This window comes from Streptomyces sp. NPDC005648 (assembly GCF_040605395.1).
Classification (GTDB): Bacteria; Actinomycetota; Actinomycetes; order Streptomycetales; family Streptomycetaceae; genus Streptomyces.
Genome location: NZ_JBEXCS010000071.1, coordinates 22,938 through 45,962, shown reverse-complemented (window position 1 = coordinate 45,962; position 23,025 = coordinate 22,938). Strand labels below are relative to the sequence as shown.

Annotated in this window: 20 protein-coding genes; 15 read left to right on the top strand and 5 right to left on the bottom strand. The window is 70.5% G+C overall.

Annotated elements, in window-relative coordinates; genetic code table 11:
* Positions 1 to 76 precede the first annotated feature (76 nt).
* A complete protein-coding gene (locus tag ABZT17_RS32230; RefSeq protein WP_356354034.1) occupies positions 77 to 625 on the bottom strand; it encodes a hypothetical protein in 549 nt (182 codons plus the stop codon).
* A 241-nt stretch (positions 626 to 866) separates the two neighbouring features.
* Here ABZT17_RS32230 and ABZT17_RS32225 point away from each other — a divergent pair, with 241 nt between their 5' ends.
* From ABZT17_RS32225 to ABZT17_RS32215, 3 genes are all read left to right on the top strand, one after another.
* Complete coding sequence (locus tag ABZT17_RS32225; protein WP_356354033.1) at positions 867 to 1,124, top strand: hypothetical protein; 258 nt, start codon at positions 867 to 869, stop codon at positions 1,122 to 1,124.
* A gap of 643 nt (positions 1,125 to 1,767) precedes the next feature.
* Positions 1,768 to 2,430: an RNA polymerase sigma factor gene (locus ABZT17_RS32220; protein ID WP_356354032.1), complete on the top strand. Its 663-nt coding sequence runs from the start codon at positions 1,768 to 1,770 to the stop codon at positions 2,428 to 2,430.
* A complete protein-coding gene (locus ABZT17_RS32215; protein ID WP_356354031.1) occupies positions 2,430 to 3,560 on the top strand; it encodes a hypothetical protein in 1,131 nt (376 codons plus the stop codon). Before ABZT17_RS32220 ends, ABZT17_RS32215 begins: the two co-directional genes overlap by 1 nt.
* 235 nt (positions 3,561 to 3,795) lie before the next feature.
* Here ABZT17_RS32215 and ABZT17_RS32210 read toward each other — a convergent pair whose 3' ends face one another.
* Positions 3,796 to 4,611: a L,D-transpeptidase family protein gene (locus ABZT17_RS32210; RefSeq protein ID WP_356354030.1), complete on the bottom strand. Its 816-nt coding sequence runs from the start codon at positions 4,609 to 4,611 to the stop codon at positions 3,796 to 3,798.
* A 233-nt stretch (positions 4,612 to 4,844) separates the two neighbouring features.
* On the opposite strand from ABZT17_RS32210, the gene ABZT17_RS32205 reads away from it, so the two are divergent.
* The gene (locus ABZT17_RS32205; RefSeq protein ID WP_356354028.1) at positions 4,845 to 6,425 is read left to right on the top strand and encodes a methylmalonyl-CoA mutase family protein; all 1,581 of its coding nucleotides are present in this window, start codon (positions 4,845 to 4,847) and stop codon (positions 6,423 to 6,425) included.
* A gap of 49 nt (positions 6,426 to 6,474) precedes the next feature.
* A complete protein-coding gene (gene leuE, locus ABZT17_RS32200; RefSeq protein WP_356354027.1) occupies positions 6,475 to 7,122 on the top strand; it encodes a leucine efflux protein LeuE in 648 nt (215 codons plus the stop codon).
* A gap of 143 nt (positions 7,123 to 7,265) precedes the next feature.
* Here leuE and ABZT17_RS32195 read toward each other — a convergent pair whose 3' ends face one another.
* Together ABZT17_RS32195 and ABZT17_RS32190 are read right to left on the bottom strand one after the other, a co-directional pair.
* Positions 7,266 to 8,597: an alpha-2,8-polysialyltransferase family protein gene (locus ABZT17_RS32195; RefSeq protein ID WP_356354025.1), complete on the bottom strand. Its 1,332-nt coding sequence runs from the start codon at positions 8,595 to 8,597 to the stop codon at positions 7,266 to 7,268.
* On the bottom strand, positions 8,597 to 9,583 hold the full coding sequence (locus tag ABZT17_RS32190) for a glycosyltransferase family 2 protein (RefSeq protein ID WP_356354023.1): 987 nt from the start codon (positions 9,581 to 9,583) through the stop codon (positions 8,597 to 8,599). Before ABZT17_RS32190 ends, ABZT17_RS32195 begins: the two co-directional genes overlap by 1 nt.
* 198 nt (positions 9,584 to 9,781) lie before the next feature.
* Between ABZT17_RS32190 and ABZT17_RS32185 the strand changes: the two genes are divergently transcribed.
* From ABZT17_RS32185 to ABZT17_RS32170, 4 genes are all read left to right on the top strand, one after another.
* Complete coding sequence (locus ABZT17_RS32185; RefSeq protein ID WP_356354021.1) at positions 9,782 to 11,128, top strand: DUF6716 putative glycosyltransferase; 1,347 nt, start codon at positions 9,782 to 9,784, stop codon at positions 11,126 to 11,128.
* Between the two features lie 164 nt (positions 11,129 to 11,292).
* On the top strand, positions 11,293 to 12,561 hold the full coding sequence (locus tag ABZT17_RS32180) for an acylneuraminate cytidylyltransferase (protein WP_356354019.1): 1,269 nt from the start codon (positions 11,293 to 11,295) through the stop codon (positions 12,559 to 12,561).
* Between the two features lie 14 nt (positions 12,562 to 12,575).
* The gene (locus ABZT17_RS32175; protein WP_356354017.1) at positions 12,576 to 13,511 is read left to right on the top strand and encodes an N-acetylneuraminate synthase family protein; all 936 of its coding nucleotides are present in this window, start codon (positions 12,576 to 12,578) and stop codon (positions 13,509 to 13,511) included.
* A gap of 31 nt (positions 13,512 to 13,542) precedes the next feature.
* Positions 13,543 to 14,619 (top strand): hypothetical protein, encoded by a 1,077-nt coding sequence (locus ABZT17_RS32170; protein WP_356354015.1) that lies wholly within the window; start codon positions 13,543 to 13,545, stop codon positions 14,617 to 14,619.
* A gap of 316 nt (positions 14,620 to 14,935) precedes the next feature.
* Here ABZT17_RS32170 and ABZT17_RS32165 read toward each other — a convergent pair whose 3' ends face one another.
* Positions 14,936 to 15,604, bottom strand: coding sequence for a class I SAM-dependent methyltransferase (locus tag ABZT17_RS32165; RefSeq protein WP_356354013.1), 669 nt, complete (start codon positions 15,602 to 15,604; stop codon positions 14,936 to 14,938).
* Positions 15,605 to 15,833: 229 nt separating this feature from the next.
* Here ABZT17_RS32165 and ABZT17_RS32160 point away from each other — a divergent pair, with 229 nt between their 5' ends.
* The 6 genes from ABZT17_RS32160 to ABZT17_RS32135 all read left to right on the top strand — a co-directional run bounded on the left by ABZT17_RS32160 (position 15,834) and on the right by ABZT17_RS32135 (position 23,024).
* On the top strand, positions 15,834 to 17,054 hold the full coding sequence (locus tag ABZT17_RS32160) for a M20 family metallopeptidase (RefSeq protein ID WP_356354011.1): 1,221 nt from the start codon (positions 15,834 to 15,836) through the stop codon (positions 17,052 to 17,054).
* Positions 17,055 to 17,383: 329 nt separating this feature from the next.
* Positions 17,384 to 18,442 carry a BMP family ABC transporter substrate-binding protein gene (locus tag ABZT17_RS32155; protein WP_356354009.1) on the top strand — a complete coding sequence of 353 codons (1,059 nt, stop codon included), beginning with the start codon at positions 17,384 to 17,386 and terminating at the stop codon, positions 18,440 to 18,442.
* A gap of 199 nt (positions 18,443 to 18,641) precedes the next feature.
* Entirely contained in the window at positions 18,642 to 20,222 is a 1,581-nt protein-coding gene (locus ABZT17_RS32150) for an ABC transporter ATP-binding protein (RefSeq protein ID WP_356354044.1), read from the top strand.
* On the top strand, positions 20,219 to 21,346 hold the full coding sequence (locus ABZT17_RS32145) for an ABC transporter permease (RefSeq protein WP_356354004.1): 1,128 nt from the start codon (positions 20,219 to 20,221) through the stop codon (positions 21,344 to 21,346). Before ABZT17_RS32150 ends, ABZT17_RS32145 begins: the two co-directional genes overlap by 4 nt.
* Positions 21,346 to 22,629 carry an ABC transporter permease gene (locus tag ABZT17_RS32140; RefSeq protein WP_356354003.1) on the top strand — a complete coding sequence of 428 codons (1,284 nt, stop codon included), beginning with the start codon at positions 21,346 to 21,348 and terminating at the stop codon, positions 22,627 to 22,629. The genes ABZT17_RS32145 and ABZT17_RS32140 overlap by 1 nt, the downstream gene beginning before the upstream one ends.
* Entirely contained in the window at positions 22,626 to 23,024 is a 399-nt protein-coding gene (locus tag ABZT17_RS32135; RefSeq protein ID WP_356354000.1) for a cytidine deaminase, read from the top strand. Before ABZT17_RS32140 ends, ABZT17_RS32135 begins: the two co-directional genes overlap by 4 nt.
* The last annotated feature ends 1 nt before the right edge of the window (position 23,025 follow it).

The window sequence follows — 23,025 nt, the reverse complement described above, 5'->3', positions numbered from 1 at the left end:
GGAAAGCAACGATGACTCATCGGCGCAGATGGGCGTGGAACGCCCCGCGTCTGCGACAGGATCCGTCGGACAGGCCCTAGTTCTCGAACCAGCCCTTGTCGTGCGCCAGCATGATGGCCTCCAGCCGGGTATTGACACCGATCCGCTGGTAGAACGCCCGCAGCAGCCGGTACATCGCCCGCTCCGAGTAGCCGGTGTCCGAGGCCAGCCGGGACACGGTCCAACCGTCGGAGAGCCGGCGCAACCAGGCGATCTGCTCCGCGGAGGGAACCGGGCCGCGCGGGGCCCGGCCGCCCCGGCCGGTCACCAGGAGATCGGCCACTTCGCTCGGCATCACCGCCTCGCCGTCCAGGGCCGCGGACACCGCCCGCTGCAACGCCGGCACCGTCGCCTCGCGCGCCACGACCGACCGGGCACCGGCCCGCATGGCCCGCACACCCAGTAAGGCATCGCTGGCGGACGGCAGCGCGACGACGAGCGGGCGGGGCCGTAGGCGGCACAGAGCGGTCAGCCTGTCCAGGTCCTCCGCGGAGCGCAGGGTCATCAGCACCACGCCGCCCGGGCGTTCACGCAGCCAGGCTTCGGCGTTCGCGGGCTCCTCGACGAGGTGTCCCAGGCTCGACAACGACGCTGCGACACCATGCCGGAACACCGGCAAGGGGTCCAGGACCGCGACATGAACGGTTGCCGTGATCTCCGTCCCTCCCTGTGACCGCCGCGCTACCGGCCGGAACGCAGCCGACAGCTTAGAGCCGGTCAGGAACCTGCCGGCGGACGGTCATGGGTGCGCACGATCAGTCATGGACCTGCGCCGCTCCGCTCCCCTAGCGTCTGAATCCACCATCGACGCGTGGGGGGAGTCGCGCGTGGTCTACTCCGACAACTCCGGTCGCCGCATCCGGCGGCGCGTCAAGCGCCGCAGGCAACCAGCGGGCAGTCACCCCGACGAGGCCAAGGCCCGGTACATCCGCCAGGTCGCGGAGGAGAACCCGGGGGCCACGCCCGAAGAGGTGCACGCGGAGATCTATTACGTCCGGGGCCGCCACGACATTTCCAAGGACATGGTGCGCAGGGTTCTCGGCGAGCCCCGCCCCAGGGTGTCATGGTGGCCCTTCGGCCGATGACCGGACTGGGACCCGACAGCTTCTTGCATGGAGCGGTGACCGGTCGCGAGCACCCCTGGTGGACAGGGCGAGCAGGGCCTGACGCGCGGTGGAAGGCTGCCGCTGCCCTGTCCCGATCTCCTGCCGCCGGGCAGCCAACACACGGCCAATCTCATCAGTTTGGCAAAGGCTCACTGGTCGGACCGCGCCAAGGCACAGCACGGCGAGCGCCGAGTCGAGGGGCGCGAGAGTTGACATCTGCGACGGGTCCGGGCCTACTGCCGGTTAGGAGAACATGAGGTGTCTGGCCCGCTGGTCACCCGCTGGTCGCGCTGGCTACGGGAACCAGGTAAAAGCCCAGGTCAGAGGCGGTAAACCGCGGAGACGGCCGGGGCCGCCACCCCCCACAGGAGAGGCCCCGGCCGTCGCGCGGGCGGGCCGCGCGGCGGCCCGTACTCTCTACAGCGCCGTGAGTGCGGTTTCTGTCACACCCGGCTGTCCTCCGCTCCGTCACAAGGTGGTTGCGGGTTGTGCGGACATGGACGAGCAGCGGTTTCAGGTCGTAACGTGCCTTTCGCGCCGGACACGGATGTTGAATGATCGCCTATCGACGGCGGGCTCGAAGCCGGGACCACCGGCCGACCTTCGACTGAGGAACTTACGGGTGCTGGGGGACGACGCGGAGCTGACCGCCGCGGTGCTTGCGGCACAGGACGGGGACGAGACCGCGTTCCGGACTGTGTACCGAACCGTGCATCCACGGCTGCTCGGCTACGTCCGCACGCTCGTCGGCGACCCGGACGCCGAGGACGTCGCCTCCGAGGCCTGGCTGCAGATCGCCCGTGACCTGGACCGCTTCAGCGGAGACGCGGACCGCTTCCGCGGCTGGGCCGCCCGCATAGCCCGTAACCGCGCCCTGGACCACATCCGGATGCGCGGCCGCCGCCCGGCGATCGGCGGTGACGAGACGGAGCTGACCGGGAAGCCCGCGGAGTCCGACACGGCCGGAGAGGCCATGGAGGCCCTCGCCACCGACCACACGCTCTCCCTGATCGCCCGGCTGCCGCAGGACCAGGCCGAGGCGGTGGTGCTGCGGGTGGTCGTGGGCCTCGACGCCAAGACCGCGGCGGAGACGCTCGGGAAGCGGCCGGGCGCCGTACGGACGGCCGCGCACCGTGGTCTCAAGCGCCTCGCCGAACTGCTCGGCGACGATCCGGAATCGAACGGCGGCCTGGACGCGCTGCCACCTCAGCGAGAACCGCGCGGGCGCGCGGTGACGTCCGCGAGTGTGACGCATATGCGCGCGCGGACGCAGAAGGACATGTGATGGCCGACGAGCAGTACAAGTGGCTGGACCGCGAAACGGCGGAGGCTCTGCTGCGCGGTGAGTCACTGGAAGCTGTCGACGCCACCGCCCGCGACCAGGCCGAACGCCTCGCCAAAACCCTTGAGTCGCTCACCGCGGAACCCCCGCCGAGCAGCACGGAACTGCCGGGCGAGGACGCGGCGATGGCGGCGTTCCGGGCGGCCCGCGCCGCCCGGGCCGACGCGGAGTTCGCGCGGGCCGCCGCCGGGGCCGCCGACGCGCGCCCCGAGCCGTTCGTGGCCGGCTACCGCGCCCACCCCCACCCCGCCGACGCCGGGCTCGTCCGGATCGGTGAGCCCGGTCGGGGCGGCCGTGGCCCTCGGCGGCGTCGGCGCTCGCACTTCGCTCTCACGGCCGTGCTGGCGGCCGGCATGGTCGGTGGGATCGCGTACGGGGCGACAAGCGGAATCCTGCCGACGCCGTTCGGCGGGCACGATCCCGGGCCCGCCGCCTCGGTGTCCGCCGCGGCCTCGAACCGCCCGCTGGTGTCGCCCTCGCCGAACGGCGTCCCGGGCGAGCCCTCGCCCGACGGCTCCACCGGCGGTTCCGCGGACTCGGCCACGCCGAAGGGCACGCCCGGCGACGCACCGTCGGCCGGACCCGAGGCCCGTGGCTGGTGGCGGCGGCAGGCGCCGTCGGCCTGCCGGGACGCGCTCGGCGGCAAGGAGCTGGCGCCCGACCGCAGACAGGCCCTGGAGCACGCGGCCGGCGGCTACACACCCGACCGTGTCTCGAAGTACTGCAAGACCGTCCTCGCCGGGTCCGGGTCCACCTCCTCCGACGGCAGGAACCGGGACAAGGGCGACCAGGGCGACCAGGGCAAGGACAAGCCCGGTGAGGGCAAGGGCGGTTCGGGCGGCAAGGGCGACCAGAACGGGTCAGGCGGCAAGGGCGGCAACGGCAAGGGCGGCGGTGACGACGACGGCCACCACATAGCCCCCGACGGTGGCGGCAGGCATCTCATCACCGGCGGCACCGGAACCGGTGGTCACACCGTGGCGCCGATAGCCCCGCTCGCCCCGGGACGCCTCCTGGCGCCCCTGAACCCGGCGCCCGCGCCGACCCCGGAACCGACGTACAGCGCGCTCTGACCCACCGTGTCGGCGGCCGTCCGAGGGCCGGGGAAATTTCCTCGCCACGCCAGTAACGTTTTCGGCCGCCCCCACGCAGTACTGAGTGAGCCGACTGGTCATCGGCTTTTCGCACAGAGCCGGGGTTCCCCCCGTACCCACGGCTCGTGCACCCCGGCGCGGGCGGGACACGTTCCCCCGGTCCCGCCCGCGCCCCACACCTCGGCCCGCCGGGTGCCTCAGCGGTACACGACGATCAGCGGTACACGACGACCTTGTCGCCGTCCCGCACCTGCGCGTACAGGCCGGCGATCGCCGCCTCGTCCCGGACGTTCACACAGCCGTGCGAGCCGCCGGCGTAACCGCGGGCCGCGAAGTCGTAGGAGTAGTGCACCGCCTGGCCGCCGCTGAAGAACATGGCGTACGGCATCGGGGAGTCGTACAGCGTCGACCAGTGGTGGCGCGACTTCCAGTACACGTGGAACACGCCCTCCCGGGTGGGCGTGCCGATGGCGCCGAAGCGGACCGACATCTCCGAGACCGTGCGGCCGTCGATCATCCAGCGCAGGGTACGGGTCGTCTTGTCGATGCACAGCACGCGCCCGGTCGTACAGCGCGGGTCGGGTGCGCCGGCGGGCTGCCCGCCCATCAGATACAGCTCCCACCTGCCCGGCTCATGGGTCATCCTCTTCAGCCGCTGCCAGGTGACGGTGTCCGTCTCGCCGGTCCTCGGCAGCCCCCGCTTGCCCTGGAACCCCTTGACCGCGGCCTCGGTGAGATCGTCGTACGACCCAGTCGGACCGTCGAAGAGCCAGTCGGCCTGCCGCAGCCGCGCCTGGAGTTCGCGCACACCCGAACCGGAGTCGCCGCGGGACCACAGCACCGCGGAACCCGGGGTCGAGGCGGTGGGCGAGCCCGAGCCGCCGGTGTCCTTCTTCGGGGACGGCGCCCTGCTGCTCGGCAGGATGATGTGGACCGGAGAGTTCCCCTTGTTGTCCGCACCCTGCACCGTGCAGCCGCACACGGCGACCAGGGCCGCGAGCGCGGCGGTGACGGTGATCGATCGCCCCATGCCCGTAGTACGCAACCCGACCCCCGCCGTCTCACCGATGAGCCCGTGTGTCACCTGACATGCTGCCCGCGGGTGACGCCTCGCGAACGGCGGTGCATGGTTGTGACGAAGGCCGCAGAACACCTGTGAGGAAGGTCCCAGCGTGCTCCCCTGCACCGGGTGCGCGGGCACCGCTACGCTCCGCAGGAGGGTCGGTCTCTACTGGCCAGTAGCTCAGCGGGAGGCATCACACCATGGCGCGCGAGACGGAGTCCGGACTGCCCATCGAGCCGGTCTACGGCCCTGAGAGCCTGGACGGCTGGGACCCGGCCGAGAAGCTGGGCGAGCCGGGTGGGTACCCGTTCACGCGGGGTGTGTATCCCTCCATGTACACCGGCCGGCCCTGGACCATGCGCCAGTACGCCGGCTTCGGCACGGCGACCGAGTCCAACGCCCGCTACAAGCAGCTGATCGCCAACGGCACCATGGGTCTGTCGGTCGCCTTCGACCTGCCCACCCAGATGGGCCACGACTCCGACGCCCCGATCGCGCACGGCGAGGTCGGCAAGGTGGGCGTCGCCATCGACTCGGTCGACGACATGCGGGTGCTGTTCGGCGGCATCCCGCTGGACAAGGTCTCGACGTCGATGACGATCAACGCGCCCGCGTCCCTGCTGCTGCTCCTGTACCAACTGGTCGCGGAGGAGCAGGGCGTGAGCGCCGACAAGCTCACCGGGACCATCCAGAACGACGTCCTCAAGGAGTACATCGCGCGGGGGACGTACATCTTCCCCCCGAAGCCCTCGCTCCGTCTCATCGCCGACATCTTCAAGTACTGCAAGGCCGAGATCCCGAAGTGGAACACCATCTCGATCTCCGGTTACCACATGGCGGAGGCGGGCGCCTCCCCGGCGCAGGAGATCGCCTTCACCCTCGCGGACGGCATCGAGTACGTCCGCACGGCGGTCGCGGCCGGCATGGACGTCGACGACTTCGCGCCCCGTCTCTCCTTCTTCTTCGTCGCGCGTACGACGATCCTCGAAGAGGTCGCCAAGTTCCGTGCGGCGAGGCGTATCTGGGCCCGTGTCATGCGGGACGAGTTCGGGGCGAAGAACCCCAAGTCGCTGATGCTGCGCTTCCACACCCAGACCGCGGGCGTCCAGCTGACGGCCCAGCAGCCCGAGGTCAACCTGGTCCGGGTCGCGGTCCAGGGCCTGGCGGCGGTCCTCGGCGGTACGCAGTCCCTGCACACCAACTCCTTCGACGAGGCGATCGCGCTGCCGACGGACAAGTCCGCCCGCCTCGCCCTGCGCACCCAGCAGGTCCTCGCCTACGAGACCGATGTGACCGCCACCGTCGACCCCTTCGCCGGCTCCTACGTCATCGAGAAGATGACGGACGACGTCGAGGCGGCGGCCGTCGAGCTGATGCGGAAGGTGGAGGACCTGGGCGGCGCGGTCTCCGCCATCGAGCACGGCTTCCAGAAATCGGAGATCGAGCGCTCGGCCTACCGCATCGCCCAGGAGACCGACTCCGGCGAGCGCGTGGTCGTCGGGGTCAACCGCTTCCAGCTGGACGCGGAGGAGCCCTACGAGCCCCTCCGTGTCGACCCCGCCATCGAGGCCCAGCAGGCCGAACGCCTGGCGAAGCTCCGCGCCGAGCGCGACCAGCAGGCGGTGGACACGGCCCTGGACGCCCTGAAGAAGGCGGCCGAGGGCGAGGACAACGTCCTCTACCCGATGAAGGACGCCCTGCGCGCCCGCGCCACGGTCGGCGAGGTCTGCAACGCGCTGCGGGAGGTCTGGGGCACCTACGTGCCCTCGGACGCCTTCTGACCGGCACACGCACGGGGGGATGTCAGACCCCCGTGCGAGACTCCTTTTCATGTTCGGTGTCATCGATCTCCCCACCTATCTGGCAGGCCTCGTCCTGATCGTCCTGCTGCCCGGGCCCAACTCGCTCTACGTGCTGTCCGTCGCCGCCCGGCGAGGGGTGCGGGCCGGGTACACCGCCGCGGCCGGGGTGTGGTGCGGGGACACCGTGCTGATGACCTTGTCCGCCGCCGGGGTCGCCTCGCTGCTCGAGGCCAACGCCGTGCTGTTCGGGATCGTGAAGTACGCCGGCGCCGGCTATCTGACGTGGCTCGCGGTCGGGATGATGCGAGCCGCCCGGGGAATGTGGCGGGCGCGGCGGGAGAAGGCCGAGGAGACCGCTCCCGAGGCCGGCGCCGACGAGCGGCCCTTCCGGCGCGCGCTGGTCGTCAGCCTCTTCAATCCGAAGGCGATCCTGTTCTTCGTCGCCTTCTTCGTGCAGTTCGTCGACCCCGGGTACGCCTACCCGGCGCTGTCGTTCGTGGTGCTGGGGGCGTTCGCCCAGATCGCCAGCTTCCTGTATCTCACCGCGCTGATATTCGGCGGGACGAGGCTGGCCGCCGCGTTCCGCAGGCGCAAGCGGCTGTCGGCCACGGCCACGTCGGCGGCGGGAGTGCTGTTCCTCGGGTTCGCGGTGAAGCTGTCGCTGGCCGGCGCCTAGAGACCGACCCGCGCCTGGTACCCCAGCCCGCGCTGATCGTGGCCGGCGTCGAGGCCCGTTCAGGGCGCGGTGCCTGCCGCCCCGGGGTGCGGTGGGTGACGGCAGGCGGCCCGCGGGCCGCGGGCCGGGCTGTCATACGCGGATCAGCGCTTCACCGAATTCCGCAGTGCGCGCGCCCTGCGGACCACCCGTCGTGCCGTCGAGTTGCGCGGGATGAAGGCGAGGCGCTCGGGGAGACCGCCCGGCAGGCCCAGGGCGGTGAGGCGCTTGCGCCGGAAGTAGCGCTTGGTGCGCGGGGTGAGGTGCTTGGAGAGGTAGCGTTCCGCCGCCGTGCGCAGCGGCGGGTAGATCTGGGGCTGCATGGTGTAGCTGAGCGCGTCGAGCAGGCCGTCCAGGGTGGCCGCGGGAAGCGTCTTCTCGCCCCTGCCGCCCTCCAGGTCCGGGATCAGCCCGTCGGCGAGGACGACCGGGACCCGGTTGCTGTTCTGGTACGGGGTGAGACGGTCCAGGAGCGGCCCGGTGCCGATGCGGGCGACCGGGAGGCCGTAGAACGCCGAAGCGGTGAACAGGGCCGTGGAGAAGCAGCCCACGACCAGCCCCGGCCGCGACCTCTCGAACAGCACCTCGGCGAGGACGGGAAGGCCTATGACGGTGAGATCGACGCCCAGCTTCGCGGCTTCCGTCTCCAACGCGCGGCTGTAGCGGGCCGGTGCGGTGGGGTGCGGCTTGAAGACGATCGACCGGTGCCCGCGCTCCACCGCCCCCCGCATCATCCGGACGTGCAGGTCCTCCTCCTCCTCGGGGGAGAGGATGCCCAGCGCCGACAGGTACTGGCCGAGCAGCAGCGCCGAGTCGTCGGGCAGTACCGGCAACTCCGCCACGGAAGCGGTGAGTTCACCCATCACCTTCAGGAACGCCGCACTCGGTACGACCTGCGCCGGCACGTCGAACTCGGTCAGCAGCCGCGGGGTCAGTCCCGGCACCAGGTCCAGATGGAGCAGGCGCCGCACGCGCGTGCCGACCAGCGGGTCGATCTTGTTGCGGGTGGGGCCGTAGCTCATCAGGCCGTCGGCGTAGACGTGCACGGGCGCGTCGGTGAACAGCTGGGCCACCGTGAGGGCCGGGGCGACCTGGATGGACTCCACGACCAGCTCCACGCGGTCGTCGCCCAGGTTCCACAGCAGCCGCAGATAGCGCTCGAAGAGCGGGATGTCGTCCTGGCGCGGGATCCAGGCGCCCGGGTGGAAGGGGCTGATGGCCTCGTTCCACGACAGCACCTCGTCGAAGTGGTCGCGCAGGGTCTCGAAGCCCGGCATCTCGTCGACGGGCGGCGTCGTCTCCGGGGTCGCCGAGTTGTTGAAGACCAGCAGCAGGCTGCGGTCCTCGTCCTCGAAGCAGTCCGAGTCCAGCGCGGCGGCCAGGGTGGCGGCGCCGTACAGGGTCGAGACGCAGTAGATGCGGGTGGTACGGGGCATCAGGCAGCCGCCTTCGCTGTCGTGATTCTGCGCCGCAGCCGCCGCAGCTTGGAGGAGCGGTGCATGTCCATCGTTTCGAGTACGTCGCCGAGCATGTCCTGCGGCAGGCGCTGGATGGCGGCCGCGCTCCTGGCCCGCAGCTGCCGGTACACGGACGGCTCCCACTTCTCCTCGTCCGAGACATGGTGGGCGATGATCGCGCAGTAGGTGCGGACCGCCTTCGGCAGCAGCCGGTCGGCGTCCGGATCCTTCCGCGTCTCTTCTATGACCTGGTCGAAGGCGCGGATGAAGTCCAGCTGGCGGACGTCGCCGATCTGGGTGAGCGAGGAGGCCACCCCGCGCCGGTAGAACACACCCAGCAGGCTGACCACGGCGAACGACTCCGCCTCGCGGTGCAGCTTCCAGATCCAGGGCCGGTCCTCGGCCGTGCGCAGCCCGTCCGTGAAGTGCAGCAGACCCCTGTCGAGCAGCCGGCGGTGGTAGGCGCCGGCCCAGGCGAACGCGTAGTCCACCGAGGTCGAGCGGTCGGCCGGCAGGATCGCCTCGCGCGGGTTCATCTTCTCCCAGCGGCGTCCCTGCGGGACCCGGCTCAGCGACCGAGCGCGGGCCGTCGCCTGCACATGGTCGGTGCGCACGAAGTCGCAGTCCAACCCCTCGATCGCGTCGACCAGCTGGGCGAAGTAGCCGGGCGCCAGCCAGTCGTCCCCGTCCAGGAAGGTGAGGTATTCGCCCTGCGCGGCGTCCAGGCCGGTGTTGCGCGCGGTGGCGAGTCCGCCGTTCTTCTCATGGCGGATATAACGCACCTGCGCGACATCGGAGAGTTCCTCGGCAGCGCGTTCGAGAATGGCCGGAGTTTCGTCCTTGGAATGGTCGTCGACCAGGACGAACTCAAAATCCGGCCGTGCGTTCAAACGCAGGCTTCTGAGGGTGTCGGGGGCGTATTGCTGCACGTTGTAGAACGGCACGATCACGGAAAGCTTGGGCACGCACGGCAGCCTATGAGCCGGCCCAGCAGGTCAACTTTCCGGTGTCTTTACACTGGGTGAACTCAATGTGTCGGATCGGTGCATCCACTGTACTTCCTGAGAATCCACGGCCCAGTTCGGCTCTCGGCGGGGTGTTGTTAACTTTTTGGCCAGGTGCGGTTGGGCCGTACCTCGGAATTGCTTCCTAGCGTCTTCGACGTGCCACCAAGTACCTCGAAGCCCACGCGAATCGCCGTGCTCGCGGACTCCGACACCCGCTGGAAATGGGGTGCGTTGACCGCGGCCCGTATCGTTCCGGGCCCGTCCATGGAAGCCGCCCGCCACGAGGACGCGCAAGTCCGTCCGGAGCTGCGCGGGTTCCTGCTGCGCGGACGGGCGACCCCGACCGCACGCCAGCTGGCGGAGGTCGGTGTGCGCGCCGATTCCATGAGGGAGGTCACGTCCCCCGAGTTCCTGCGCGCCATGGCGGAGGAGGAGTACGACGTCGTCGTCCTCGCCCTCGTCGGCGGGGGAGTGCAGGCCATGCTCCACGGCCTCAACCACGCCTGGCGGGGCCGCGGGTCGCGCCCCGTCGTGGTCACCGGCTATGTCGGAGTCGTCTACGAGAAGCTCGCGGACGGCCTCCTCCTGCGCCACGGCGCGGACCTTGTCCTCGCCAACTCCCGCCAGGACGCCGAGCGATTCCGGGCGGTGTACGAAGGGGTCGGCGCCGACGCCTCGTCGGTGACCGAGGTGGCGCTGCCGTTCCTGGGTGGTTCGGCGTACGAAGGTGAACACGATCCGTACACCGTGGTGTTCGCGGTCCAGCCGTCGGTCCCCGACAACCGCAGGGACCGCGACTATCTCCTGAACCGGCTGATCCAGCACGCCCGGCTGCACCCCGACCGCGAGGTGCTGCTGAAGCTCCGCTCCCGTCCGGGCGAACACACCACGCACATCGAGGAGTTGCCGTACCAGAAGCTGGTCCAGCGGCTCGACCCGCCGGCCAACTTCCGCCTGGTCTACGGGAACATGGGCGAGGTCCTCGACCGCACCGACCTGCTGGTCACCATCAGCTCGACGGCGGCCCTGGAGTCCCTGCACCGCCGTATCCCGACGGTGGTCCTGACCGACCTCGGCATCCGCGAGGTGCTCGGCAACCACCACTTCGTCGGCTCCGGCTGCCTCGCCTCCTGGGACCAGCTGGACGCGGGGCACCGGCCGGTGCCGGACGAGGAGTGGGTGGCCCGGCAGGGGGTCGCCGTGGACGGCTCGTACGACACCGCCTTCGACGCGGCGCGTGAGCGGATCGCCAAACTCCTCGCCACGCCGGGTGAGTTGGCGCCCCTGAGCCCCTACTACACACCGGCGACCGCCCCCGGTTACCTCCCCGGCATCCTCGCCCGCCACCACCTCGGCCCGGACGGCGGCGTGCTGCCGGGGGCGCCGGCCGCCGACAAGGAGCCGGGGCCGGTCCGGCAGATCGTGCGGCGGGCCGCTCGGGGTGCGTACCGGCACGGGGTGCAGCGGGTGGCGCCCGTCATCCGGCGGATGGGGGAGCTGTGAGCGCCATCGGTGGTGCCGAGCCGGGTCGTCGGGCGGGTCCGGCGTCGTCCGGGCAGGTCGCGCCCCGCGGCGGAGCCGCTGATCAACACAGCCCCGCGCCCCTGGAGGGGCGACTCCGCCGGCCCCTCCCCGTCTCTGCGAACCCTGCGCAAGGAGTGCAACCCATGTCCGACTCGCCGGTCACTGCCGGGGCCACCGTGCGCCGCGTACTCGCCGTCATCCCCGCTCGCGGCGGCTCCAAGGGCGTGCCCGCGAAGAACCTCGCCCCCGTCGGCGGGGTGCCGCTGGTGGCGCGTGCGGTGCGCGAGTGCCTCGCGACCCGTCTCGTGACCGATGTGGTCGTCTCCACCGACGACCAGGCCATCGCCGCCGCCGCCCGTGAGGCCGGCGCCGAGGTGGTGCTGCGTCCGGCCGCCATCGCCGGTGACACCGCGACCTCCGAGGCCGCCGTGCTGCACGCCATGGACGCCCACGAGGCGCTGCACGGCGCGGCCGTCGACGTGGTGGTGTTCGTGCAGTGCACCAGCCCGTTCATCATCCGCGAGGACATCGACGGGGTGGCGTCCGCGGTCGTCGAGAACGGCGCCGACACCGCCGTGACCGTCGCCCCGTTCCACGGCTTCATCTGGCGTGACGCCGAGGACGAGGTCACCGCCGGCACCGTCTCCGAGGCCGACGCGGCCACCGGCGGCGGCTACGGCGTCAACCACGACAAGTCCTACCGCCCGCGCCGCCAGGACCGCCCCCAGGACCTCCTGGAGACCGGCGCCGCCTACGCGATGGACGCCCCCGGCTTCCGCAAGCACCAGCACCGCTTCTTCGGGCGTACGGAACTCGTCCGCACCGACCCCGCGCGCGTGCTGGAGATCGACGACCCGCACGACCTCGCCCGGGCCCGCGCTCTCGCGCCCCTCTTCGACGCGGACCGTCCCGGTTCGCTGCCCACCGCCGACGACGTCGACGCGGTCGTACTCGACTTCGACGGCACCCAGACAGACGACCGGGTGCTGATCGACGCCGATGGAAAGGAGTTCGTCTCCGTGCACCGCGGGGACGGGCTCGGCATCGCGGCCCTGCGCAAGAGCGGCCGCCTGAAGATGCTGATCCTCTCCACGGAGCAGAACCCGGTCGTCGCCGCCCGGGCCAGGAAGCTCAAGATCCCGGTCCTGCACGGCATCGACCGGAAGGACCTCGCACTCAAGCAGTGGTGCGAGGAGCAGGGCATCGCGCCCGAGCGCGTGCTCTACGTCGGCAACGACGTCAACGACCTCCCGTGCTTCGCCCTCGTGGGCTGGCCCGTGGCGGTCGCGAGCGCCCACGACGTGGTACGCGGCGCCGCCCGTGCGGTCACCACCGTCCCCGGTGGCGACGGCGCGATCCGAGAGATCGCCAGCTGGATCCTCGGCCCCTCTCTCGACTCCCTCGACAAGTAAGGAACGTTCCTGTCATGAGCAACTCCCGTCTGCGCCAGTTCGGTTCGAAGACCGCCGGCCCGGGCCGGCCCGTCTACGTCGTCGGTGAGATCGGCATCAACCACAACGGCGAGCTCGAGAACGCCTTCAAGCTCATCGACGCGGCCGCCGAGGCCGGCTGCGACGCCGTCAAGTTCCAGAAGCGCACCCCGGAGATCTGCACCCCGCGCGACCAGTGGGACATCGAGCGCGACACCCCCTGGGGCCGGATGACGTACATCGACTACCGCCACCGTGTGGAGTTCGGCGAGGACGAGTACCGCCAGATCGACGAGTACTCCAAGGAGAAGGGGATCGACTGGTTCGCCTCCCCGTGGGACACCGAGGCCGTCGCCTTCCTGGAGAAGTTCGACGTGCCCGCCCACAAGGTCGCCTCCGCGTCCCTCACCGACGACGAGCTGCTGCGCGCCCTGCGCGGCACCGGCCGCACGGTCATCCTCTCCACCGGTATGTCGACCCCGAAGCAGATCCGCCACGCGGTCGAGGTCCTCGGCTCGGACAACATCCTTCTCTGCCACGCCACTTCGACCTACCCGGCGAAGGCCGAGGAGCTCAACCTCCGCGTCATCAACACCCTGCAGGCCGAGTACCCGAACGTCCCGATCGGCTACTCCGGCCACGAGACGGGCCTGCAGACCACGCTGGCCGCCGTCGCGCTGGGCGCCACCTTCGTCGAGCGCCACATCACCCTCGACCGCGCGATGTGGGGCTCCGACCAGGCCGCCTCCGTCGAGCCCCAGGGCCTCACGCGCCTGGTCCGCGACATCCGCACCATCGAGGCCTCCCTCGGCGACGGCGTCAAGAAGGTCTACGACTCCGAGCTCGGCCCGATGAAGAAGCTGCGCCGCGTCGCCGGTGTCGTCGCCGAGGCGGAGATCGCCGCCGCCGCGGGCGAGCCGGTCGCGGTCTGATCAACGACGAGCAGGGGACGGTCATACGTCGATGAGCCGCCGCGCCGGATCCGCCGGCAGCACCTCCACTCTCGCGTTCGTCGAGAGTCCGGTACAGCTCCTGAACGTGCTGGAGTGGGCGCATGCCCAGGCGCCCGGCGCGGGGCTCACCCTCGTCGTCCTGTCACCGACCGACCCCATGACCCGCGGCCAGCTGCGCCGGATGGCCGAACTCGCCCGCGAGGAGGGTCACCGGGTCCGCTGGGAGGAGGCCCGGGGCGGCCCCGCGGCGCCCTTCCAGACCATCGGAGGCCTCGCGGGCATGCTCCGCAGGGCCGACCGCATCGTCCTGGGAGACCCCTTCTCCCGCTACGTACAGCTGCTGCTGACCATCACCAAGGCCCGTGACCTCGTCGTGGTGGACGACGGCACGGCCACCATGGAGTTCGTCGCCCAGCTGGCCCGCGGTGAGCGTCTGGTCCGCTGGCACCGCAAGGGCGGCCGGCCGGGCGCCCGTGACCTGATCTTCGCTCCGGTGTCCTCCAAGGCCCGTCGCCGGCTGACCCCGAGCGCCAGGCGCCGAGTGGCGATCTTCTCCTCCATGCCGATGGACGAGACCCCGCCGGGCGTCACCGTCCACGCCAACGACTTCTCCTGGACCCGCTTCCGCTTCGGCCCGCCGCGGATCACCAAGGGCGCCGACATGGTCGGCACCTCGCTGGTGGAGACCGGCGTGGTCGACAACGAGCACTATCTGGAAGCCGTCCGCAGCCTCGCCAAGACCCACGGCGCCACCCGCTACTTCGCCCATCGCCGTGAGAGCGCCGAGAAACTCCACCGGCTGGCGGTCGAGACGGGGCTGCAGATCGTCCGCCCCGACCTGCCCCTGGAGCTGATCGCCCGCCGGGGCCCGGTCGGCCGTACGATCCTCAGCTTCCCCTCCACCGTCGTCCACACCCTCCCCCTCGCGCTCGCCGGCACGGAGGTCCGCGTCGCGGTCTGCGACATCGACCCGGCCTGGCTCACCGAGCACGCCTCCCCACGGGCCCAGGGCTTCCTGTCGGGCGTGACGGGAACGGCACGGGACGTGACACGCCTGCAGACGGTGAGCGCGGTGCCGGTGGTCTAGGGCCTGTGGCGAGAGTCCTGTCGTCCGCCCGGAGGGCGTGGAGGGCGGGCGCCGCGGCGTCATGGGGGAGCGTGCTCTCGGTGTGCCGGGCGTCGTGGGGCAGGCGGGGCTTTCGCAACAGGACCCAGGCGGTCTGGGGCGGGTTCAGGCGCTCCAGGAGGGGCGGGGGAGGGGACGGAGCAGGCCATCAGGGCCCATGCCGGCCATCAGGGCCCATGGAGGGCCAGAAGGGGGCCGAAGCGGGCGCCTGGGGCATCCCGGGCCCGGCGGACCGGGTGAGGGAGCCCCGGCGGGCGTCAGGCGGCCCCCACGGCGTCTACGAGGCCTTCGTGGCCAGGACCACGCCGCGCGGCATCTTCTCGTCGTCCCGCGGCTCGCGCCGGATGCTGGCGTGCAGCTGGAAGCCCGCCTCGGTGAGCAGCCCGGCCACCGAGTCCGGAGTGTGCCAGTGGTAGTCGAGCGAGATCTCGTGGCCGAAGCGCTCGTCCAGGTGGAGGCCCTTCTCACACTCGTCGAACTGGAACATGATCAGCACCTGCCCGCCGGGCACCAGGAGCCGGTGGAAGTCGGCGAACACCGCCGGCAGGTGCTCATGGGGCACATGGATGATCGAGTACAGGGCGACGATCCCGCCCAGCGTCCCGGCCGGCAGGTCCAGCGCGGTCATCGAGCCCACGTGGAACCGCAGGCCGGGATGGGCCCGGCGGGCCAGCTCCACCATCCGGGGCGAGACGTCGACCCCGAAGACCGGCACCCCCAGCGCGTCCAGCCGAGCGGTGACATGTCCGGGCCCACTGCCCAGGTCGGCGACCGGAGCGGGCGCCCCGCCCCCGTTCGCCCCCACCATCTCGGCGAAGGCTCCCAGCAGAGCGCGCTCCAGCGGGCTCTCGGCCAGGTGATCGGCGAACTGCGCGGAGTAGTCGTCCGCGATCGTGTCGTACGACGTACGGGTGGACCGTATGAATTCCGGGATCTCGACGCTCACGGAGCGACCTTAGCGGGCACTCGTGCCGCACCGGGTGGTCCGACAGATGAACAGAACCGCTCCGGGGAGCCGAGGCGTGGTAATGCTAGAGAAAGAAGAGGTTTACCCACCTCCACACCCACCCATGCGTCGAGCGGCCAGATTTTCTTCCCCTGAGGGGTTGAACTTTTGTTGATCGAGGGTCAGTTGGCCACCCCGGCGTCCTACGCTTAAGAGGGTGAAGCAACTGATGTCACCAGAGTCCGAGGTCGATCTTCCCGGGGAAGCCGCGCTCGACGGCACGCTGCCCGAGGCGCTGCATGCCGAACTCGTGGCCTTCCGCCGTGACTTGCACATGCACCCGGAGCTCGGCAACCAGGAGTTCCGTACCACCGCGGCGATCAAGGAGCGGCTCGAGCGGGCCGGTCTGAAGCCGCGGGTGCTCGCCACCGGGACCGGCCTCGTCTGCGACATCGGGGAGTGGGACGGCGGGCGGCCCATGCTCGCCCTGCGGGCCGACATCGACGGGCTGCCCATCCCGGACACGAAGAGTGAGTGCTCGTACCGCTCGACCGTGCCGGACCGTGCGCACGCCTGTGGCCATGATGTCCATACGACCGTGGTGCTGGGCGCCGGTCTCGTCCTCGCCGACCTGCTCAGGCAGGGCAGGCTCCCGCGGCCCGTGCGGCTGCTCTTCCAGCCCGCCGAGGAGGTGCTGCCCGGCGGCGCCGCCGACGCGATCGACTGCGGGGTGCTGGAGGGTGTGGGGCAGATCCTCGCCCTGCACTGCGACCCCCGGGTGGACGTCGGGAAGATCGGCCTCAGGCAGGGCGCCATCACCTCCGCCTGCGACCGGCTGGAGGTCGCGCTCGACGGGCCCGGCGGCCACACCGCCCGCCCGCATCTGACCACCGACCTGGTCACCGCCGCCGCCCGTGTCGTCACCGACGTGCCCGCACTGGTCGGCCGCCGGGTCGACACCCGGGCCGGGCTCGCCATCACCTGGGGCCGTATCGAGTCCGGGCACGCCCCGAACGTCATCCCGCAGCACGCGGAGCTCTCCGGCACCGTGCGCTGCCTCGACCTCGAGGCCTGGCGGCAGGCGCCGGACCTGGTCGTCGCGGCCATCGACGAGGTCGCCAACCTGCACGGCGCCAAGTCGGAGATCAACTACGTCCGCGGTGTCCCGCCCGTCGTCAACGACGCCGACTCGACCGAGCTGCTGCGCGAGGCCATGACCGCCCGCCGTGGTGTCCTCTCCGTCGAGAGCACCGAGCAGAGCCTCGGCGGCGAGGACTTCTCCTGGTACCTGGAGCACGTCCCGGGCGCCATGGCCCGCCTCGGCGTCCGCACTCCGGGCGAGCGGACCGTACGCGATCTGCACCAGGGCGACTTCGACGCCGACGAGTCCGCGATCACGGTGGGTGTGGAGCTGTTCACGGCGGCGGCGCTGCTCGACGCCGCGGGCTGAGCCGCCGCACTGTCGGGGGGGTGCCGCACCGTGCCGTCGTGTGGGTGCCGCGCCTCCCGGTCCCCCAGAACCCAATGCGCCGTCCGGCGCAACATGTCCGTAAGCCAATCGTGCGCACTTCGAAATCCGGGTGTGTGAAGGGGCGGGACCCCGAGTTCAGAGGGTGTTTGCCTCGAATCGATAACGGCTTCGGAAGAGGTCTGTTTCCGACATCTACGCGCGTTACGATGCCGCGAAGCCGACGCCGCAGGGGCGTCCGGGCCCGAGCACTGGCATGGTGCTCACATGAAGCGCCGACAAGGCGCTCAGGTCAGGTGAAGGAGCCTCCCGTGCGCCGGGTAGCCAAGCTTTCCGCTGCGTGTATCGCGACCGCAGCTCTCGCACTGACTGCCACCGCGTGTGGCAGCACCTCCTCCGAGAACGACAGCTCGTCCTCCCCCTCCTCCAGCGGCGGCAAGGGCGGCATCAAGATCGGTCTCGCCTACGACGTCGGCGGCCGTGGTGACCGCTCCTTCAACGACTCCGCCGCGCGTGGTGCCGACAAGGCCGCGAAGGAGTTCGGCGGTTCCATCAAGGAGCTGACCGCCAAGACCTCGGACACCGAGGCCGACCGCGAGCAGCGCCTGACCGACCTCGCCGACGCCGGCTACAACCCGATCGTCGCCGTCGGCTTCTCCTACGCCACCTCGGTCGACAAGGTCGCCCCCAAGTACCCGAAGGTCAACTTCGGCCTCATCGACTCGGTCGCGACGGCGAAGAACGTCGACAGCATCACCTTCACCGAGGAGCAGGGCTCCTACCTGGCGGGTGTCGCCGCGGCGCTGAAGACCAAGAAGGCACACGTCGGCTTCATCGGCGGTGTGGACACCCCGCTGATCAAGAAGTTCGCGGCGGGCTACGTCCAGGGCGTCAAGGACACCAACCCCAAGGTCAAGGTCGACGTCCAGTACCTGACCCATGGCTCGGACTTCTCCGGTTTCGCCGACCCCGCCAAGGGCAAGGAGGCCGCGTCGGGCCAGCTCGACAACGGCGCCGACGTGATCTACTCCGCGGCCGGCTCCTCGGGCAACGGCTCGATCGAGGCGGTCCACGGCGTCAAGGGCGCCTGGGCGATCGGCGTGGACTCGGACCAGTACAACATCCCGGGTCTGGCCGCGTACAAGAGCTCCATCCTGACCTCGATGGTCAAGAACGTCGACGTCGGCGTCTACGACTTCATCAAGTCCGTCAACGACGGCAAGCCGCTGACCGGCAACCAGATCTACTCCCTCGCCAAGGGCGGTGTCAGCCTCTCCACCAGCGGTGGCTTCATCGACGACATCCAGCCGCAGCTGGACGCCGCGAAGAAGAAGATCGTCGACGGCACCATCAAGGTCAAGACCAGCTGACCTGACGGTTCCCGCCGGAACCCGGGCTCGACGAGGGGGCCTCGACAACCCCCTCGTCGAGCCATAACAATGTGTCAACTCTACGCGTGTAGCGCGGAGTTGCCGCGCTAGCGTCGCCGACGCCTGCCCTCCCCTACGCAGCCCCTTTCCCCGAGGAGAGTGCGCCATCAACGCGTCCAGCCCTCCCGCTGCCGTCGAACTGCGCGGCATCACCAAGCGATTCCCCGGCGTCGTCGCCAACAAGGACATCGACATCACCGTCCGCACGGGCACCGTGCACGCCCTGTGCGGTGAGAACGGTGCCGGCAAGTCCACCCTGATGAAGATCCTCTACGGCATGCAGCAGCCGGACGAGGGCACCATCACGGTGAACGGCGAGACGGTCACCTTCCACACCCCCGCCGACGCCATCGGCCGCGGTATCGGCATGGTGCACCAGCACTTCATGCTCGCCGACAACCTCACCGTCCTGGAGAACGTCGTCCTGGGCGCGGAGAAGCTGTACGGCATCGGCGCCAAGGCCCGCGCGAAGATCAGGGAGATCTCCGACGCGTACAGCCTGAACGTCCGCCCCGACGTCCTCCTGGAGGAGCTCGGCGTCGCCGACCGCCAGCGCGTGGAGATCCTCAAGGTCCTCTACCGCGGCGCCAAGACGCTGATCCTCGACGAGCCCACCGCCGTCCTCGTGCCCCAGGAGGTCGACGCCCTCTTCGACAACCTGCGCGAGCTCAAGGCCGAGGGCCTCACCGTCATCTTCATCTCCCACAAGCTGGGTGAGGTGTTGTCCGTCGCCGACGAGATCACCGTCATCCGGCGCGGCACCACCGTCGGTACGGTGAAGCCGGCCGGTACCACCCCCAAGCAGCTCGCCGAGCTGATGGTCGGCAGCGAACTGCCCACGCCGGAGACCGAGGAGTCCACGGTCACGGACGTCGCGCTGCTCAAGCTCGACAGCCTGCGCCTGGCCCAGACCGACCTCGACGGCGTCGAGCGGATCATCCTCGACGACATCTCCTTCACCATCCACAAGGGCGAGGTCCTCGGCATCGCCGGCGTGGAGGGCAACGGCCAGTCGGAACTGGTCGAGGCCATCATGGGCATCCGCCCCCCCGACTCCGGCACGGTCACCCTCGACAGCACCGACATCTCCCACGCCCCCACCCGCCAACGCCGCGAGTCCGGCGTCGGCTACATCCCCGAGGACCGCCACCGCCACGGTCTGCTCCTCGAGGCCCCGCTGTGGGAGAACCGCATCCTCGGCCATGTCACCGAGAAACCCAACTCCCGCGGCCAGCTGCTCGACATCAAGGCGGCCCGCACCGACACCGAGCGCATCATCCAGGCGTACGACGTCCGCACCCCCGGCATCGACGTCACCGCCGCCTCGCTGTCCGGCGGCAACCAGCAGAAGCTGATCGTCGGCCGCGAGATGAGCCACGCGCCCAAGCTGCTCATCGCCGCCCACCCCACCCGCGGTGTGGACGTCGGCGCGCAGGCCGCGATCTGGGACCACATCCGCGAGGCCCGCCGCGAGGGCCTGGCCGTGCTGCTGATCTCCGCGGACCTGGACGAGCTCATCGGCCTGTCCGACACCCTGCGGGTGATGTACCGCGGCCGACTGGTCGCCGACGCCGACCCCGCCACCATCACCCCCGAGGAGCTGGGCTCCGCCATGACCGGTGCGGCCACCGGTCACCTGGAGCACGCGGAAGGCTCCACAGGGGACTCCGCAGCGGTCTCCGCCGAGGACGCCGAGGACGACGAGGACGACGCCCGATGAACAAGCTGACCCAACGCATCGACAAGGAGCGGCTGCTCCTCGGCATCGCCGCCCCGCTGCTCGCGGTCGTCGCCGCGCTCCTCGTCACCACCCTGGTGATCCTGGCCACCGGCAAGAACCCGGGCGCCGCGTTCAGCGACATGCTGACCTACGGCTCCGCCAGCGACAGCCAGGTCTACATCCTCAACAAGGCGACGACGTACTACCTGGCGGGTGTCTCGGTGGCCATCGGCTTCCGGATGAACCTGTTCAACATCGGCGTCGACGGCCAGTACCGCATCGCCGCGTTCTTCGCCGCCGTCCTCGGTGGCGCGCTGACCACGCCGGGCTGGATCTCCATCCCGCTGATCATCCTGTGCGCCATGGGCACCGGCGCCGTGTGGGCGGGCATCGCGGGCGTGCTGAAGGTGACCCGCGGCGTCAGCGAGGTCATCTCGACGATCATGCTCAACGCGATCGCCACCGCGATCATCGCCTACCTCCTCCAGCCCGGAAAGCTCGCCGAGCTCCAGGCCGGCGGCACGGTCGTCTCCACCAAGCCGCTGCCGCAGTCGTCGTACTTCTTCCAGATCGACACCGGCGCCGCGGGTGAGCTGTGGGGCTTCATCGTCGTCGCCGTGCTCGTCGGCATCGCGTACTGGTTCGTGCTCGGCCGTACCCGGTTCGGCTTCGACCTGCGCACCGTCGGCCAGTCCGAGTCCGCCGCCGCCGCGAGCGGTGTCTCCGTGAAGAAGATGATCGCGACCAGCATGCTCATCTCCGGCGGCATCGCCGGCCTGATCGGCATGCCGACCCTGCTCAACGACAGCCACCAGTTCAGCAACGACTTCCCCGTGGGCATCGGCTTCACCGGTATCGCCATCGCCCTGCTCGGCCGCAACAACCCGGTCGGCATCGCGCTGGGCGCCCTGCTGTGGGGCTTCCTGGAGCGCACCACCAACCACCTGGAGTTCGAGGGCTACGACAAGGAGATCCTCGGCGTGATCCAGGGCGTCATCGTCCTGTGCGTCGTCATCGCCTACGAGGTCGTACGCCGGTACGGACTCAAGCGCCAGCAGCAGCGGGTCGGCGCCGAGCTCGCCGCCCAGGCCGCAGCCCCGACCCAGAAGCAGGAGGTGGCGTGATGACTGCCACGATGACCGACACGCCGCCCCCCGCGGCACCCAAGGCGGACACCGCCACCCGGTCCGGCCGCTCGCTCGGCCAGATCCTCATGATCGTCGCCGGCGCGCTGCTGCTCGTCGCCGCGGTCCGCGTCATCTCCGGCTCCGACCAGCTCACCTCCGAGGGCCAGGTCTCCGCCGCGCTCAGCCTCGCCGTGCCGATCGGCCTCGCCGGTCTCGCCGGTCTGTGGTCCGAGCGCTCCGGGGTGGTCAACATCGGCCTCGAAGGCATGATGATCCTCGGCACCTTCGGCGCCGGCTGGATCGGCTGGCAGTCCAGCCCCTGGCTCGGCCTGCTGTGCGGTGTCGTCTTCGGCGTCCTCGGCGGCCTGCTGCACGCGGTCGCGACCGTCACCTTCGGCGTCGACCACATCGTCTCCGGTGTCGCGATCAACCTGCTCGCGCTCGGCACCACCCAGTACCTCGCCAAGCTCTTCTTCGTGGACGGCAAGGCGGCGAACGCGGGCGGCAACCCCAAGCAGTCCCCGCCCGTGGACTCCCTGCCCAGCTTCGACGTGCCGGGCCTGTCCAGCGGGCTGCACTCCGTCGAGAACCACCACTGGTTCCTGATCTCGGACATCGCCGGCATCCTCGGCGGCCTGTTCACCGACCTGTCCATCGTGACGGTCCTCGCGGTCGTGCTGTTCATCGGCAGCTGGTGGCTGCTGTGGCGCACCCCGTTCGGCCTGCGGCTGCGCTCCTGCGGCGAGAACCCGATCGCCGCCGAGTCCCTCGGCGTCAACGTCTACAAGTACAAGTACATGGCCGTGGCCGTCTCCGGCGGCCTCGCCGGCCTCGGCGGCGCCTTCCTCGCGCTGGTCACCTCGCACAGCTACCTGGAGGGCCAGACCGGCGGCCGCGGTTACATCGGTCTCGCCGCCATGATCTTCGGCAACTGGCGTCCCGGCGGCCTCGCCATGGGCGCGGGCCTGTTCGGCTACTCCGACGCCCTCCAGCTGCGCAACGGCGGCGAGACCGTCCACGCGCTGCTGCTCCTGCTGTTCGTGCTGCTCCTGGCGATGGCCGGCTGGAAGCTGTACAAGAAGGCGCACTGGCAGGGCGGCATCAGCCTCATGGTGGCCGCGGGCGTCCTGGTCTGGTACCTGGTCACCGACGAGGTCCCGAGCGACTTCGTGGGCGCCACCCCGTACGTCGTCACGCTGCTGGTGCTGTCGCTGTCCGCGCAGCGTCTGCGGATGCCCAAGGCGGACGGTATGCGCTACCGGAAGGGCCAGGGCAAGTGACGCCGGCCGCCGTCGACTGGGAGGCCCTGCGCGACCTGGCTCGCGAGGCCATGACACACGCCTACGCCCCCTACTCGGACTACCCGGTCGGCGTCGCCGCCCTGGTCGAGGACGGCCGCACGGTCTCCGGCTGCAACGTCGAGAACGCCTCCTACGGCCTCGGCCTGTGCGCCGAGTGCGGGCTGGTCTCGGAGCTGCAGCGCACGGGCGGCGGCCGCCTCACGCACTTCACGTGTGTGGACGGCCGCGGCGAGATCCTGGTCCCGTGCGGCCGCTGCCGTCAGCTGCTGTACGAGTTCGGGGGCCCCGACCTGCTCCTGGAGACCCCGGCGGGAATCCTCCCGCTCTCCGAGATGCTCCCCCAGGCCTTCGGCCCCGAGTACCTCGCCAAGTAAG

Bases quoted from the DNA above. Each gene is read 5' to 3' on its own strand.
- ABZT17_RS32180 (WP_356354019.1), top strand. From the start codon at position 11,293: ATGTCCGACTCGCCGGTCACTGCCGGGGCCACCGTGCGCCGCGTACTC.
- ABZT17_RS32175 (WP_356354017.1), top strand. From the start codon at position 12,576: ATGAGCAACTCCCGTCTGCGCCAGTTCGGTTCGAAGACCGCCGGCCCG.
- ABZT17_RS32140 (WP_356354003.1), top strand. From the start codon at position 21,346: ATGACTGCCACGATGACCGACACGCCGCCCCCCGCGGCACCCAAGGCG.
- ABZT17_RS32195 (WP_356354025.1), bottom strand. From the start codon at position 8,597: ATGCCCCGTACCACCCGCATCTACTGCGTCTCGACCCTGTACGGCGCC.
- ABZT17_RS32215 (WP_356354031.1), top strand. From the start codon at position 2,430: ATGGCCGACGAGCAGTACAAGTGGCTGGACCGCGAAACGGCGGAGGCT.
- ABZT17_RS32160 (WP_356354011.1), top strand. From the start codon at position 15,834: ATGTCACCAGAGTCCGAGGTCGATCTTCCCGGGGAAGCCGCGCTCGAC.
- ABZT17_RS32145 (WP_356354004.1), top strand. From the start codon at position 20,219: ATGAACAAGCTGACCCAACGCATCGACAAGGAGCGGCTGCTCCTCGGC.
- ABZT17_RS32205 (WP_356354028.1), top strand. From the start codon at position 4,845: ATGGCGCGCGAGACGGAGTCCGGACTGCCCATCGAGCCGGTCTACGGC.
- leuE (WP_356354027.1), top strand. From the start codon at position 6,475: ATGTTCGGTGTCATCGATCTCCCCACCTATCTGGCAGGCCTCGTCCTG.
- ABZT17_RS32210 (WP_356354030.1), bottom strand. From the start codon at position 4,611: ATGGGGCGATCGATCACCGTCACCGCCGCGCTCGCGGCCCTGGTCGCC.
- ABZT17_RS32170 (WP_356354015.1), top strand. From the start codon at position 13,543: ATGAGCCGCCGCGCCGGATCCGCCGGCAGCACCTCCACTCTCGCGTTC.